Here is a 14,497-nt window from a genome sequence, read left to right on the forward strand (position 1 = left end):
AATAAAAACCTCCAAATTTCGTTAACAATAACTACATCCTTCAACGACTGCAGGCGAGAAGGTTAAGATAAGGAGCTTTCCTGAGCCACGAAGCGGTGACGGGGAGCTCTTTTTTCCTATTTATGTATGTATTGGATCTAGACAGATCCCCCTCTGTCACATTACATTTCAACCTGACGATTAATACGTACGAATTGAAATACATACTGCAGTGAAGTGATAAAGGAAAAAATAATGACTGCCCACAAACAAGGCACTGCATACTCCCATTGGAAGTATACACTTACGATTGCCGCATAATATAGCACGGTTGTCAGCTTACCCATCATATTGGCGGGTACGGTCTTCTTGCCTCTAAAATGAAATACAAGTGAGCCCACAATCATGCCAGCATCACGTATAAACATCGCAATTGCAGCAACCAGCGGCAAATCGCCTGACCAGAGCAGCGATAATATAACTACTATCATCATTAGCTTGTCTGCCAATGGGTCCAGCAACATACCTACGTAGGTAACTTGGTTGCGCTTGCGCGCGATATAACCGTCAAGAATATCCGTAAGTCCTGCCAATAGCCATACCGCAAAAGCTGCATAGCGTTGACCTGTAAAAAAAAGAGCTAAGTATACAGGGATAAGCACGAGACGAAACGCCGTTAATACATTCGGGACATTCACCCCAAAACCCCCAGTAACCCCCATTTTTCATCTTTCCTCCAACCTATTATACATGCCCCTATTCAAAATTAAAACTGCTGCCGGTTAGTAGAACGTGTGATGGATACATCTGAGCAGCAGGGAAGTTGAAGGTTAGTAGAATGCTTAAAGGAGCTAGATGGTTCTAGCTGATTATCCTTTGCAAGGGAACGGCTTTGGATTATCACTGCTTGGACTAATTCATACATATTAGAATGTATTAATGCGTGCCGCTAGAATGATAATCAGCATGTTTAGATTGATCAGCATGATAGAATACAACATCTCCGTCACGAAGTTCGAACACAGTTCCATCTGGCGCCTGATGTTTACTTGAAAACCCTTCACGTCTCCACTGATTGGTAAGCGGGGCGTGTATATATTGTAAATGAGGCTGCCCCGTGTTACCGTCTCTAATCGTCTCAATGTTAAATTGAACGATGAGATAGCCATCCCTTAAAAAGAAGGATGATTGCTCATCGAAACGAAATTGCTGTTTAAGCGCAAACCCCTTTGGCACGATATACAATTTGGCAGGTACATTATATTCTCCGTACCATTGCTGAACAGCACCCGCGGCACGCGCGGCATCTACTATATAAGGAACTTCATGTGCACCGGGACCTATAAATGTCCGCAATTGATAAGGGAGCTGAATGTGGCTGTATCCCCCAACAGGAGTCTCCTGAAGGGCGCTCTTCAGCCATTTCTGCACATATGCCTGCTTGGATATTGACAATGTTGAAGCGAATAATTCAAAATAAGCTTCTGCTGTTCTGCGTATTAGTGGTTCAGACACGTTGCGAAGCCTAGTATTTAGAGCGACTGTACGCTGTAATGTATCCTCCGAAGATCCAGTTCGAACAAATAATTTCTTGTCCGTATGATAATACACATCAACTGGCTGACGCTTTCGCCCATGACGATCCGTGAAATAGAAGGTCGGCTTAATGCGCACACTGTCCCGGGAACCAAACATATTGCCCATCGTTTTCAGGTCAAATTTGAAGGCGTACCCTGTTTTAATCGCCACACGCTGAAAGCCAGCTGCAGGATGACTCCCAGGAGCTATTGGCAGCCGATAGGGCAGGTTATTTCCCCTCACAGCACCATTCAGATCATTTAGCCCCGTCCAGTAATAGGAACCAGAATGTTCCTTGCTCCCTTTCCCGACACGAAAAACTTGTTCCCAGTTCAAATCCATAACTTCGCTTATCCGAAAGTCATACACCCGCCCGATCACTTCAACTTCGATCGTATCCACAGCCACATGGTTGCTCAGTTCTGTGTTGGCATAGGGTTGATTTGTCGATTGTTGAGGTGCATTTTCAGCAACTGCACGGTAGGAGACTGCGTAATTCCCCTCATCTACCCATACAGGCAAGTGAAACGTCGCGGTTGTATCAGAAACAGGTATACTGAGCCAAGTGTGTTTAGGTACGTAGGTTCCATCACTTGTATATACATCAAATGGGAAATAAACTTGCTTGTCACGGATATATTTTGCATAATCGCGATGTCCATAGCCAGGATAATTGACATGCTTGCCTGCAGTAGGAAGTGCTATAACAAATGAACGGTTCAAAACGAGCGCTGCCCGCGCAGCATTTGGGGTTGTTTTCTGATTGTGTGACTTATCGTCAGAAATTGAGGCATACATGACAGTAGGGGTATGCACAGTAACCGGATTAATATGTGCAATAGCAAATTCCTTATCAGATCCTGCACTTATACCTGTGTTTAGTGTATAGAAGATGGTTCCCTCACTAGGTGCGTGCTGTACATTAGGCTTATGGCTTTCGATGCGCAGCTCATTTTGATATAGCACATTCGGGCCAATCGTCGCGGCTTGCGGAATAACCTGCGGCGTAGGTGTTCTCTCCTCATATAACGCTCCATTCATTAACGAATGTCCATTTAACAAAAGCTGATCATTATGAACCTTCATCTGAGGTATGCGTTGCTCAGCCTCCCGAACAAACAATGTATTTACTTCATTTGGAGCCAGAGGAGGCGTCTTGCCACCATAATTGATATGCTGACTAGGAAGTTCAATCACTTTATTAAAATCAGGCAAATATGCATGCTCCTCAAAAGTCTCATAAACCTTCGCTTCAATATTAACTGGAACATAGGAACGTGGAATTAAAGTGACCTTCTCACCCGGCAAAGCATAGTTACCAACCTCAGCGCGATCCATATCATATACTTCTAGATTATCTATGACCCAATAGCTATATCTGCGCTGGACTTCAATCAACTCAAGGGCACGGTAATCCATGCGCTGAGGACTAGGCAAGCTTGGACCTGGCTGACCGTCAGGACTTGAAGGGCCTGGTTTCCCTGGGTCCCAATGCAATACATACGTCTTTCGTACTTCTACCTGTGCCTGACATGTTCCTGTCATTTCAACAAATTTGTGCTTAAACAAATAGTGTGATGCAAGCACGTTAGTACGCAGCGTTTCTGAAGTAGGAATCCCACGCGACACATCAAAGACCTGATCCGCTTGAATCGAACCCGTTGCAGCGGGGTTCATCTGTTCAGCCCGTATCTCTTTACCAGAAGGTATAGGTGCTGAGCATTTAGTATCTGCAGGATTACAATTATGACCAGGCGGGCATCCAGTATTGTCCTCATCTGTATAAAAAACCTTCATAAGATCAGGATAGCGGTAAGTGTAAGAGTGAATATCATATGTATAAGCTGCAAAGAAAAACATCATCGCTGCCCCAGTGGCAGGCAGATCATACTTGTAGCCTACATGGTCATACTTTTGTGTAAATGTAACGGTTGCTCCGTTGAGGTCCTTGACTTCGAAGCCAATGATTTGAGTGGACTTGTCAGTATATCCAGAGATGGTTGGGGAGATAACCTTTTGTCTCCAATCAATTAGTGGGTTTTCGTCTTTTTTCCATGTATTTAGACTCGAAAGCATTGATATGTTATCTTCTATTACAGTTGTTGGAAAATTCATTTTGTAATTCTTATTTACAAATGGTTTCTGGCGGGCATACGTTTTACTAAGTTGAATGTAACAGCCAGGGTATTTATCCATCCTGTTGCCTCTTACATCCTCCCACTCTGGTACAGGCTTACATCTTTTGCTTGATACCTGGCTTTCTGGATCTCCATTAAGGGATTTGTATTCTCCAACTCCTGGGTACCAGTGATTGTTGTATCCCCCTAAAGCATACCGTTGCCATGCAAACCATGTACCATTGCCATCATTTCTGGACGATACAACGGGTACTTGTTCTCCATTAAATGAGATAACTCCATTAAACTTCTGTGCGTTTACATTCAGAGTCTTTATATTTATATTATCTTTATAAAACTCAATCCTAGTTATTTTCTTACCCGTACCAACCACTTCATTTAACATTTTAGTTTTTAATGTTTTGAATTTAGAAAATACATCTTGATGGCCAGCTATAATATTTTGTGGATCCACATCATATACTATATTTTTAGCAGGAAGCGAGTACTCGGAAGCTGAAAAAGAGGTTTCAGAAATTGTAAGAAGGCATATGAAAATAATGCTACTTAACAATACAGTTGTTAATTTAATATCAATATTCCTCACTTTGTCCAACTAACCTCCTTTAAAATAGGCTTACTTAAAGGTCCTTCTACCGTAAGGAGTTCGTTTGACTTGTAACCAGATCGAGAATATGCTGGCGTATGAATAGCAATAGAAAGATGGCCATTTTGTAAACCTACTTTCTTAGGGATAATGAAAGCAGGAATATCTCCAAGTCGCTCCCTGTATACCCCAGATGGCATATTTAAAACCCCTTTAAAATAACCTTCCATATCCGGAGAGCTAAATCCTCGTAGCAAAAAAGGCACATAATTCTCTTTAGCGTACATTTTCGTATCCTTGTTATATACCTCATGTCCTTTGTAGTACAAAATGTAGCTCTTCCTCCACTTATGCACCATCAGATCGTTACGTGATGTGTCATTGTTAAACCACTTCAACTTGCGTACATCTGGCAGTAGGGCCAGGTTAGGATCATATGGATCTTCGAGATCTATCGCCACTAACGCATCCAATTGGCCACGATATTTCCCATCAACAGAGTCGATGACCATCTTATCCTTTCTCCATAACTCTTCAATCGTCTTACCTGCATATTGACTGGCGGGTGTCGTGAATATCTCTGGCATAATCGTAAAAATGTTCGTACCGTGCCATGCTAATTCAGCACTGGATACAGCATACTTATCGGCAGACAACTTGCCTCCGTTCTTAACGGTTAGCATACGCTCGATAATAGTGACAGCCTGCGCTCGATTAGTCGTGTCCTTTACGCCAAGCGTCCCTTTCTGGTCCTTACCGGTAATAAGCCCTCTCTTTGCCGCTAAATACATCCACTTTCCATCGTCTGAAGTACGTTCACCAATCGCCCTTGCAGCTGTGCTCGCCATCTCGAAACGAGTCATTGGCTGGTTCCATTCTCTTGCTGACCATTTTGTTTCCCCTGTCAGCTTGGCGCCACCTGCCGCTTCCACATAGGGTACATACCATTCCTCCCCCGTAGGCGCTTTCACCTCCAACTGGAGCGCAACTGCTGCCATTTTAATAAATTCCGCCCTTGTGATCTTTTCATTCGGTCTAAAACCTCCATCCGGATATCCACTCACGTATCCTTTAGCAGCGGCAATTGTAATTGCCCCACTTGCCCAATGATGATCTGGCACATCCTTAAAGTGACCTTTTCCAGGCATCTTAGACACTTCGGTCACATCAGACGCTGCAAAGGCTGCCGCACCACTAATGCCACCGCAGACTGTCACAAGACACACTAACAACCACCTATACTTCCTCATTTCATCAGGCCTCTTTTCGTATAAAAGTAAACTTCATATAAGCGCAACCCCATAACGTGACGTATTGTCACATGGAATTCCAAACAATATGACCAAAGATCGATTTCCACTCAAACGTCAACAGCCAGCTACCCAATATTCTACTAATCATAGGTAATAGAACATGTATTTCACGCTAAGCTCCTACATGATGCGTTATCGTCACACAACAACACACAAGAATAATAGACATCACAAAAAAGCAATGAATACAGCTATTGGACTATATTATTGATAGAACAAGAACTAGATCTGCAATATATCTTCTACGGAGTGTATAAAAGAAAGCAAGGTAGTCTACCTAATAACAAAAGTGGAAATAAAAGCAGCGGATAAACATCAGAAGCAAACAACAACACATCTTGCTATAGCAGAGTGCCTTTTATTTGGAGAAAGTTGATCATATCCCCCTAAATATATCATACCCAACAGATAACTCCTGTGATGAACGCAAAAAAAGCACCCGAAACAGAACAGATTCTGTATCGCGGGTGCTTCCCGACAATCGTATTATAATTATCCAAATACTAAACGGAACAGATGTGTCCACGTACTAAAGTTCAACGCTTCGCCAACTGTACCGTGGCCAAGTACGACCAATCCGATGACCATACCTGCATATGCGGTAAGAATACAGAGCATCGGTGTGATCAGCAACCGAAATACCCACTTCATGGCAGAAGACTTCTTACCAGCCTTCTCCCAATCAGAATTATTAGAAGATAAATGATTGTCATCTTCTTGCTGACCCGTACTCGTAGAACGAGTGCGATCAGATCGACTCAACCGTTGATTCGGAAATGCTTCCTGTTCATCATAACTCATACCACGATCACCTGCTTCGCTTAACCCCTCATGCTGTTCGCGAGTCCCCACATTGCGTCTCCCGAAGACAATGCACGAGCGGACATCTGATAGGCGCGCTGAGCTTGAATCAATTCGGACATCTCATCACCAAGCGAGACGTTCGAACTTTCCAGCACACCTTGACGAACCGTCAATGGCACCTTACCATCTGGCGGAATATTCGTCAAGTCCAATGTTTGTAAGACAGTATTACGGTCCACTGTTGGTGGGATTACATACATATTATTGTCAATCTTCTGCAACAGTTCAGGCTTAATGGCTTGTACAAGCTTCAAAGTCCCAACAAGAATCTGCTCATTGGTGCTTGGCTTTACTTCATATACTCGACCAGCAGCATCAATCTTCATCTGGTAGCCTTCCTGTACACGAATACGGATATCCGAGTCATCCGTCGAAGTAACAACGGCTCCTGTCCGTGTCGTCAGCAGGGCTTCGCCTGTATCTGTAGGCACCATGTGGAAATCGCCTTCACGCACAAATGCGGTCCCCTCAGGTGTTCTCACTTCAAACAAACCATTACCCTCGATCGCAAGATCAGTTGGGACGTTAGTCGTAAGCAAAGAACCTTGGCTAAAGTCGAGTCCGATGCCTGTCATCATGGAACCATAACCATTTGTAAATCCAAGCGGAGTAGCTCTGCCTGGAAGCTTGAAGTCGCGATTTTGCTGTTGAGCATTCGTCAGGACATCAGCAAAGCTCGCTGTCTTACGCTTAAATCCTCGTGTATCCACGTTGGCGACGTTGTCAGCAATGACGTCCAATTTACGTTGCAGCCCGCTCATCGATACCGATGCAGCAATAATAGAATTGTTCATGTGTTACGGCTAGCCTCCTTATAATTGGCGTAAATAAGCATAACAGGTACTAGACCCGTCCTACCTCATTTACCGTCTTGTCCAACGTCTTATCGTAGAATTGGATTATTTTCTGATTAGCTTCATAAGCACGAAAAGCAATGTTCAAGTCAACCATCGACTGTGCAGGGTCTACGTTCGAACGTTCCAAGTAGCCTTGCTCCACTCTGGCATCCCCATTTGCTGCAGGCGCACCTGCTTGTGCTCCATCCTGCAGACGGAACTGTCCTTCACCAGCACGAACAAGATCGTTTGGATTATCGATACGTGTGATCGATAATGCTTGTCCCAGTGCTGCCCCTGTTCGAGCGTTAAACAACTGACCAGTACCATCAGCCTTAACATCAAACAAGTTAATGTTGTTTAACACAATTGGTGTATTATTGCGGTTCATTACTAGTGAGCCGTCAGCCGTAATCAGCTCGTTGTTCTCGTTCAGTTGAAAATGTCCGTCGCGTGTATACCGTACTTCTTCACCTGCACGTACTGTAAAGAAAGCCTCTGGCTTATAAGTAACATTACCTTGAGCATCGATAGATTTGCCTGATGCATCAAATGCCACACCCGGCACCTGAATATTCGATACAAGCGCAAAATCGCCCATCTGATTCGTCTGCATCAAGTCCCCTTGGGTAAATACTAGACGGCTCTCTTCGCCAAATACGCCTGTATTAATCTTGCCAATCTGTTGTCCGGCAGCAGCATCATTGCCCATAAGAGCAATCATCATCTCTGGAAATGAGCGCTGCACGCTATTCACAGCCTTAAAGCCTGGTGTATTCATGTTGGTGACGTTATTTGTAACCGTGTCATGACGACGCTGCTGCGTCAACATGCCTGAAGCGGCTGTATATAACCCTCTTAACATATGCCGTTCCTCCCGGATTCCCGATATCAGATTCTATTCCTATATATCGGCTTATCCGAACGATTTCTTTACAACTTTATCTAAATTATCAAGCATGATTCCTGTACCCTTCACGACGCAATGCATTGGATCTTCTGCAATTAGAACAGGAACCTTCAATTCTTCTGCCATCAGCTCATCCAAGCCGTCCATCATGGCGCCGCCGCCTGTCAAAATAACACCACGATCAATAATATCCGCGGACAGCTCTGGCGGTGTACGTTCCAGCACCGACTTGGCAGCAGCTACTATAGAAGATATCGGGTCCCATAGCGCTTCACGCACCTCGTTGGATGTAATGGTTACTGTGTACGGCAGGCCAGATACCATATCGCGGCCGCGAATGTCCATCTCGCGCTGTCCTCCGCCTGGACGAACGGTACCAATATTAATCTTGATATCTTCGGAAGTCCGCTCCCCAATTAACAACTTATACTTATGTTTAATATATCTCATGATGGAGGCATCGAATGTATCGCCAGCTACTTTGATAGATGAAGCTGTTACGATATCACCCATAGAAAGCACTGCGACATCGGTCGTTCCGCCGCCGATATCCACGACCATATTGCCGCTTGGTTGGAATATATCCATACCCGCGCCAATAGCGGCTGCTTTAGGCTCTTCCTCAAGGAAGACTTCCTTAGCGCCGCTCTTTTCTGCTGCTTCTCGAATCGCCTTTTGTTCGACTGAAGTGATGTTAGTCGGCGCGCAAATTAAGATGCGCGGGTGCGAATACCATTTGCGGCCGCCGACATGGTTAATAAAATATCTCAGCATGGCTTCGGTAATCTCGAAGTCTGCGATAACGCCGTCCTTCAACGGACGGATTGGCACGATGTTGCCTGGGGTACGCCCTACCATCTTACGCGCATCTTCACCAACCGCCAGTACACGTTTCGAATCGCTCTCGATTGCGACTACTGACGGCTCGTTTAAGACAACCCCCTTTCCTTTCACATGAATCAGAACGTTCGCCGTTCCCAAGTCGATTCCGATATCCTTGCTAAACATAGGTTCGAGAGCCTCCACAATAATTATTTCTACTAAAATACGATGAATTCCGACCAATTCCTGCAAAATGTACACTCATTCCTTAACATAGCACATTTCCAGCTCTCGGTTCAATGAAAGATTAAGAACGTATACGACAATCTCGGAACGATTATTTAGGGCTAACGTTTGCGCATGTGAGGAAGGCTATGATTTGCCTGCAGTGAGCACCTCGCGTTTCTTTGTGCTCGTCTTTTTGTACTTGATCTTGGTGGCCTCTCCTCCACGCAAATGACGCACGGATTTGTGGTATTCGAGAATGTGCTTAACCTGATCCGCGAGGTCCGGATTGATCTCCGGAAGCCGCTCGGTCAAATCTTTATGCACCGTGCTTTTCGACACGCCGAACTCTTTGGCTATGGTGCGAACCGTATGCTTGGTTTCGACAATACAGCGGCCGATTTTGATAGTCCGTTCCTTGATGTAATCGTGCACGTTCCCGCCTCCCTACTCGGATTAGTTTGGTACATTATATGAGGGGTCTGCCCACTTATGCTTTATAACCAAGCCTGACAAGCTTGACCACACCGATTATTTTCACAACAAACACTTTGTGAATCGCAGAAAAGGAAGGAAAAATGCTTATAGAACAGCACTTTGAGCTATTTCTTAAGAATGAGACCTCTGTTTAACTTCGCTGAAACGCTGAGTCAGGGGGTTGAGATCTGGATGCTGAGTTGCTTTCATGGACTTCTGCTAACTTCACTTATGCCCCAACAACAAAAAAAGACGGAAGCTTATGCTCCCGCCTTTTTGAGATATAAATTAATTTTTCGCCAGCAAGCTGGATGGATTAACTGGGGTCGTTCCATCAAACACTTCAAAATGAACATGAACGCCCAGGTCCTTCTCCATTTCACTACGCCCAGCGGAAGCAATTGCTGCGCCTTTTTTCACTGCATCGCCTTTTTTAACCTTTAATTCCGCTACGCTTTGATATACGGTCTTCATGCCATTACCATGATCGATCTCCACAACATTTCCCATCATAGGATGTTGTTCGGCTCGTGTAACCGTTCCACTCATCGCAGCAAGCACTTCAAACGGCTTCTGGTCTTTACGTGCCAGATCAATGCCGGAGTTCGGCGTAAAAGTCTGCTTGTATTCTACTACCGCACGTTGTTGATCTTCTTTGGAAGCTGCGGCATCAAAAAATCCCATAACGACGTCGACACCTTGTACATCCTCTACTGGCCAACCAAGCGTTTCATTGTTAGATACAACAGCTTTCACATCTTCTTGTGTTCCTGCTGCAGCGTCTGTGCCTTGCGTCGTTTCTACTTGTGTCTTGGTGCCGCTAGTCTGCAGAGGTTGCAAGTTGGAGCCTTGATAGACCCAGACTAACGTTAAAATAATGGCTGCTGCGGCTACATACAAAGCAGGGAATGCCCACTTCTTAGACAACAGCTTTCTCCATCCCGAAGTTGGAACCGCTTGAGCTCCTGCTAGTTTTGAAGCTTCCGGCGTGTTCGGCGTATTCGAAGATGATGTCGTAGATTTGTTAACCTTAGAGTTTTGGTTTTGTTCACTCATTGTGATCACCTCAGTAACCATTGTTACCGCGACTCTCACTTTTATACGCAAGCAATTACTAATTTTTGAGATTATCTCTATTGGCTATCGTTTGGCATAAGCCGTATCTATCTTCTCTAATACCCGCGAGACTGGAGTCAACTTAACTCCCTGATAATAGTAGGTTAGTATACGTTCTGCACTCGCCCCCTCCAATGCCATGCCTTGGGCGCCATACTGACTCATACCTACGCCGTGGCCATAACCATAAGTCGTAAGTACGATCTTGCCGTTTTCCATTTTCCAGCTGATAGCAGATGAACTTAACCCTAGCTTTTCTCTAAATTCTCTACCTGAAAAGGTGTGTGTCCCTACCTGCACTTCCCCTATTCGTTTCCCTTTGGTAACGGAGAGCAGTTCAATGGCTGAAGAGAGAGAGTCGGGAGATTCAACTCCCTTGTCACGATTTGAAATCGCCGCCTTAAGGGCAGGCACTGCATTTACGGAAACACCCAACTTCTGCAAGAAGTCATCAGCTTCCATTCGAACTGTTGTCATAAACCGCGGCGATAGCTTCTTGTCCCATGGACTGGATACGCTCCGCAAATAGGGAAGCTTCTGATTCCAGTAATCTTCCACATTTTCAGTATACCCGTTGCTTGTTGAAAAAAAGGTAGCCTCGATAGGCTTGTCCTTATAGGTCAGGACGAGCCCCGCCGTGTCGTTAACGGCGCGGTTCAGCTTGGCAATCGCGTCATGCTGGCGTTCCGTGAGCTTCGCAAGCGGCACATAGGCTTGGTGGGCAACAGTGTCGGTGACGTCTGCCCCGCCCGCCGCGCCGCCGACATCGCCCCGTGCCAAACGGCGCACGATATACGTGCGGGCGGCAATTGCCTGTGCCTTGAGCGCTTCCAGCTCAAAGCGCTCCGGCATTTCTGCGGCGACGACGCCGCGCACGTATCGCTCCAGCGCGATACGCTCCACTTTGCGTGTGGCCGAGACGTACACGCGTACATACGGCGGCGCATCGGCAGGCTCTGCCGCGAGTGATACCGCCGCCTTCCCGCCCTGCGGACTTGGCACCGCTTGCTGCTGGTGTCCCTTTGATACCAGCAGTAAAGGTGCAAGTATAGCAAAGGTCATGAGCAATCCACTCCACATGGCCAAGTGAAACCAACCTCGAGAAAAGCGCGTCTCCTTCATTTGCCGCCTATGACGTCCTCTATTTGTATATCCACGCTGGGAGTGTTCTTGCTCTTTTCTTCTCCCACCTTCAATTATTTGCTCATCTTCCATCTGCTCTCCCTCCTGTTTCTATCAGCTATTATGCCCAATCGGAACGGCCACACCCGCTATACTTTCATGTTATGAAACGTTGGGAGAAGGTAGAACGCTAGAATAAGAGAACGTATTATCTTTACATACTTCTCATATATTCCTTATACATATTGAGAATTAAACAAGCGGATCAGTAACAGCATTCATCACCCTGCTAGCAACAAATCTACTCGCACGCTCGTTATATAAAGAAATGTCCTCGATTTGTAATAAAAGAGGATCGCCCCTGTAACAAAATGATAATAAATATAGTAATAGAAAAGTAAAGGGAGCTGTTTGTATCGTACGATTTGAAATGGCATCAGTATCTCCTTGTTTTGATCTGCTAGCTGAATGAAACAAACACAAAAAGACCGTCTCCCTAAGGAAACGGCCATCTGTTTCTATCTTCAGTTCGTGTACACCACTTTAAGCAATTAAGCCCAAGTCGGCTGCACGTTAAACATCTTCACTTCTGGAATATCCTCGACAGACTCAGCTGCTTCGGCTTTCTCTGCGTGGACACGCCAAATATCAGCACCGAGCGCAGACAATTTCTCAGCAAGATGTACATAACCACGATCAATATGATGGGTTCCGCCAACTTCAGTCGTGCCTTCTGCCACTAGCCCTGCGCAAATGAGCGAAGCGCCAGCACGCAAATCTGTTGCACACACTTTGGCACCAATCAGCTTTGCGCTGCCTGGAATAATAGCCGAACGGCCATCTACCTTAATGTTTGCATTCATCAGGTTAAACTCATCGACGTGCATAAAGCGGTTCTCAAACACCGTCTCCGTAATCACCGACGTGCCTGATGCAACCAGCAGCAACGCCATCATTTGAGATTGCATATCTGTTGGGAAGCCTGGATAAGGGAGTGTCTTAACGTCAACCGCCTTTAACGGCTTATCCGCGACAACACGTATGCCATTCTCATCCGGTACAATTGTGACACCCATCTCTTCCATCTTCGCAATAACCGGACCTAGGTGGTCTGCAATCGCACCTTCCACATATACATCCCCACCTGTCATTGCAGCAGCAACCATATAGGTTCCCGCTTCGACACGGTCAGGGATAACCGTATGCTCAGCACCGTGCATTCGTTCTACGCCTTCGATGCGAATAACGCCTGTTCCAGCACCGCGAACGATAGCACCCATCTTGTTCAGATAGTTTGCCAAATCAACGATCTCCGGCTCACGTGCTGCGTTCTCAATCAGGGTCGTGCCTTCTGCGAGTGTGGCAGCCATCATAATATTCTCGGTAGCCCCTACACTTGCAACGTCCAAATAAATTTTTGCGCCCTTTAATCGGCCTTTAACTGTCGCTTCAATATAACCTTGACCTAGTCCAATTTCGGCACCCATCGCTTCAAAGCCTTTCAAATGCTGATCGATTGGTCTTGAGCCGATTGCACATCCGCCTGGCAAGGAAATGCGCGCCTTACCTGCACGAGCGAGCAGAGGTCCCATCACTAAGAAAGAAGCTCTCATCTTACGTACAAGCTCATAATTAGCTTCAAAAGACTGAAGCTGTTCCGCTTGAATACGTACGGTCTCGTTGGCATATGTAAGGTTTGCACCTAATTTTTCTAATACTTGGTGTATCGTCTTTACATCCTCGAGTGGAGGCGCATCATGAATAACGCTGACGCCTTCTTCCCCCAATAACGAAGCTGCGAGTATCGGAAGCACTGCATTTTTGGCACCGCTAACTCGAACCGTACCCGACAACCGCTTGCCTCCGCGGACGATAAATTTGCTCATCACGTTTCCCTCCGCGCTTTTATTCCGCCCCATCACATTATTGCTCTGTAAGAAAAGCTTCTTTAATCGATGCACCATGTTGATGTGCTCCTGTGTAAAAGCGACTGCTTTTCCCTGGAGATACGGACATACATACTTTTGTCATACATACTTTTGCAAAAAATAATAGCTACTCTTCATAAACCATACGGGCCATCTTAACCCGACCTTAATAATACCATCCCTTTACAAAGATGGACAAGCGTTAATTTCGACAACAACATTCCACATTTTCCATGGGGCTATCATCCATTGTTGACATCTTCCTTCGATGTTATTCGACAATTGTGACGATGAGCCATGAATTCAGTGTAAGCCTTCCTTTTATAACCCATTCCGTCCAGTGTTCAAACAACGTACATAACATCCAGATTCGGTCACCTTTAAAATAAATATTTCAATGATTGTGTCCAACCCCAGTAATCTATAAAGAAAAGGGATACTGCACGGCCTAAAATGATAGCCAACAATAAATGCAGCATCTTGCCGGATGCACTCTTTGGATATCGTATCACCAAGTCCAGCTTCACATGCTGCAGTGACCACCACGCTACCGCGATGCAGCACAAGGTCACAATCATTTGTACGATGCCACTTACCCCTACC

The 14,497-nt window shown here is 45.5% G+C and carries 12 protein-coding genes; all 12 read right to left on the reverse strand.

The genetic code is table 11. The features are described from left to right. Positions 1 to 161: 161 nt before the first annotated feature. Positions 162 to 677 carry a CDP-alcohol phosphatidyltransferase family protein gene (locus MH117_RS11325; RefSeq protein WP_239329202.1) on the reverse strand — a complete coding sequence of 172 codons (516 nt, stop codon included), beginning with the start codon at positions 675 to 677 and terminating at the stop codon, positions 162 to 164. 238 nt (positions 678 to 915) lie between these two features. Further along, positions 916 to 3,753 carry a DUF5704 domain-containing protein gene (locus tag MH117_RS11330; protein WP_239328818.1) on the reverse strand — a complete coding sequence of 946 codons (2,838 nt, stop codon included), beginning with the start codon at positions 3,751 to 3,753 and terminating at the stop codon, positions 916 to 918. Between the two features lie 524 nt (positions 3,754 to 4,277). Continuing rightward, positions 4,278 to 5,531: an S-layer homology domain-containing protein gene (locus tag MH117_RS26510; RefSeq protein ID WP_275444617.1), complete on the reverse strand. Its 1,254-nt coding sequence runs from the start codon at positions 5,529 to 5,531 to the stop codon at positions 4,278 to 4,280. Between the two features lie 555 nt (positions 5,532 to 6,086). Further along, positions 6,087 to 6,446, reverse strand: a complete 360-nt coding sequence (locus tag MH117_RS11340) for a DNA-directed RNA polymerase subunit beta (protein ID WP_239328819.1) — start codon at positions 6,444 to 6,446, stop codon at positions 6,087 to 6,089. Continuing rightward, the gene (locus MH117_RS11345) at positions 6,416 to 7,252 is read right to left on the reverse strand and encodes a flagellar hook-basal body protein (protein ID WP_239328820.1); all 837 of its coding nucleotides are present in this window, start codon (positions 7,250 to 7,252) and stop codon (positions 6,416 to 6,418) included. The genes MH117_RS11340 and MH117_RS11345 overlap by 31 nt, the downstream gene beginning before the upstream one ends. Positions 7,253 to 7,301: 49 nt before the next feature. Continuing rightward, the gene (locus tag MH117_RS11350; RefSeq protein ID WP_239328821.1) at positions 7,302 to 8,159 is read right to left on the reverse strand and encodes a flagellar hook-basal body protein; all 858 of its coding nucleotides are present in this window, start codon (positions 8,157 to 8,159) and stop codon (positions 7,302 to 7,304) included. Positions 8,160 to 8,210: 51 nt separating this feature from the next. After that, a complete protein-coding gene (gene mreB / locus MH117_RS11355; RefSeq protein ID WP_239329203.1) occupies positions 8,211 to 9,212 on the reverse strand; it encodes a rod shape-determining protein in 1,002 nt (333 codons plus the stop codon). A gap of 186 nt (positions 9,213 to 9,398) precedes the next feature. Continuing rightward, complete coding sequence (gene spoIIID / locus MH117_RS11360; protein WP_028543932.1) at positions 9,399 to 9,686, reverse strand: sporulation transcriptional regulator SpoIIID; 288 nt, start codon at positions 9,684 to 9,686, stop codon at positions 9,399 to 9,401. Positions 9,687 to 10,016: 330 nt separating this feature from the next. Continuing rightward, positions 10,017 to 10,784, reverse strand: a complete 768-nt coding sequence (locus MH117_RS11365; RefSeq protein ID WP_239328822.1) for a M23 family metallopeptidase — start codon at positions 10,782 to 10,784, stop codon at positions 10,017 to 10,019. A gap of 84 nt (positions 10,785 to 10,868) precedes the next feature. Beyond that, entirely contained in the window at positions 10,869 to 12,059 is a 1,191-nt protein-coding gene (gene spoIID / locus MH117_RS11370; protein WP_239328823.1) for a stage II sporulation protein D, read from the reverse strand. A 458-nt stretch (positions 12,060 to 12,517) separates the two neighbouring features. Next, a complete protein-coding gene (gene murA / locus MH117_RS11375) occupies positions 12,518 to 13,852 on the reverse strand; it encodes a UDP-N-acetylglucosamine 1-carboxyvinyltransferase (RefSeq protein WP_239328824.1) in 1,335 nt (444 codons plus the stop codon). 422 nt (positions 13,853 to 14,274) lie between these two features. Beyond that, entirely contained in the window at positions 14,275 to 14,472 is a 198-nt protein-coding gene (locus MH117_RS11380) for a DUF1146 domain-containing protein (protein ID WP_481857267.1), read from the reverse strand. Positions 14,473 to 14,497: the final 25 nt, after the last annotated feature.

Origin of the sequence: Paenibacillus sp. ACRRX, from assembly GCF_022346885.1 — a bacterium.
Lineage (GTDB): Bacteria > Bacillota > Bacilli > Paenibacillales > Paenibacillaceae > Paenibacillus_B.

Excerpts from the sequence above, each read along its gene's own strand:
- MH117_RS11330 (WP_239328818.1), bottom strand. The coding sequence starts at position 3,753 with ATGGATAAATACCCTGGCTGTTACATTCAACTTAGTAAAACGTATGCC.
- MH117_RS11345 (WP_239328820.1), bottom strand. The coding sequence starts at position 7,252 with ATGAACAATTCTATTATTGCTGCATCGGTATCGATGAGCGGGCTGCAA.
- mreB (WP_239329203.1), bottom strand. The coding sequence starts at position 9,212 with ATGTTTAGCAAGGATATCGGAATCGACTTGGGAACGGCGAACGTTCTG.
- MH117_RS11380 (WP_481857267.1), bottom strand. The coding sequence starts at position 14,472 with ATGATTGTGACCTTGTGCTGCATCGCGGTAGCGTGGTGGTCACTGCAG.
- MH117_RS26510 (WP_275444617.1), bottom strand. The coding sequence starts at position 5,531 with ATGAGGAAGTATAGGTGGTTGTTAGTGTGTCTTGTGACAGTCTGCGGT.
- MH117_RS11350 (WP_239328821.1), bottom strand. The coding sequence starts at position 8,159 with ATGTTAAGAGGGTTATATACAGCCGCTTCAGGCATGTTGACGCAGCAG.
- spoIID (WP_239328823.1), bottom strand. The coding sequence starts at position 12,059 with ATGGAAGATGAGCAAATAATTGAAGGTGGGAGAAGAAAAGAGCAAGAA.
- murA (WP_239328824.1), bottom strand. The coding sequence starts at position 13,852 with ATGAGCAAATTTATCGTCCGCGGAGGCAAGCGGTTGTCGGGTACGGTT.
- MH117_RS11365 (WP_239328822.1), bottom strand. The coding sequence starts at position 10,784 with ATGAGTGAACAAAACCAAAACTCTAAGGTTAACAAATCTACGACATCA.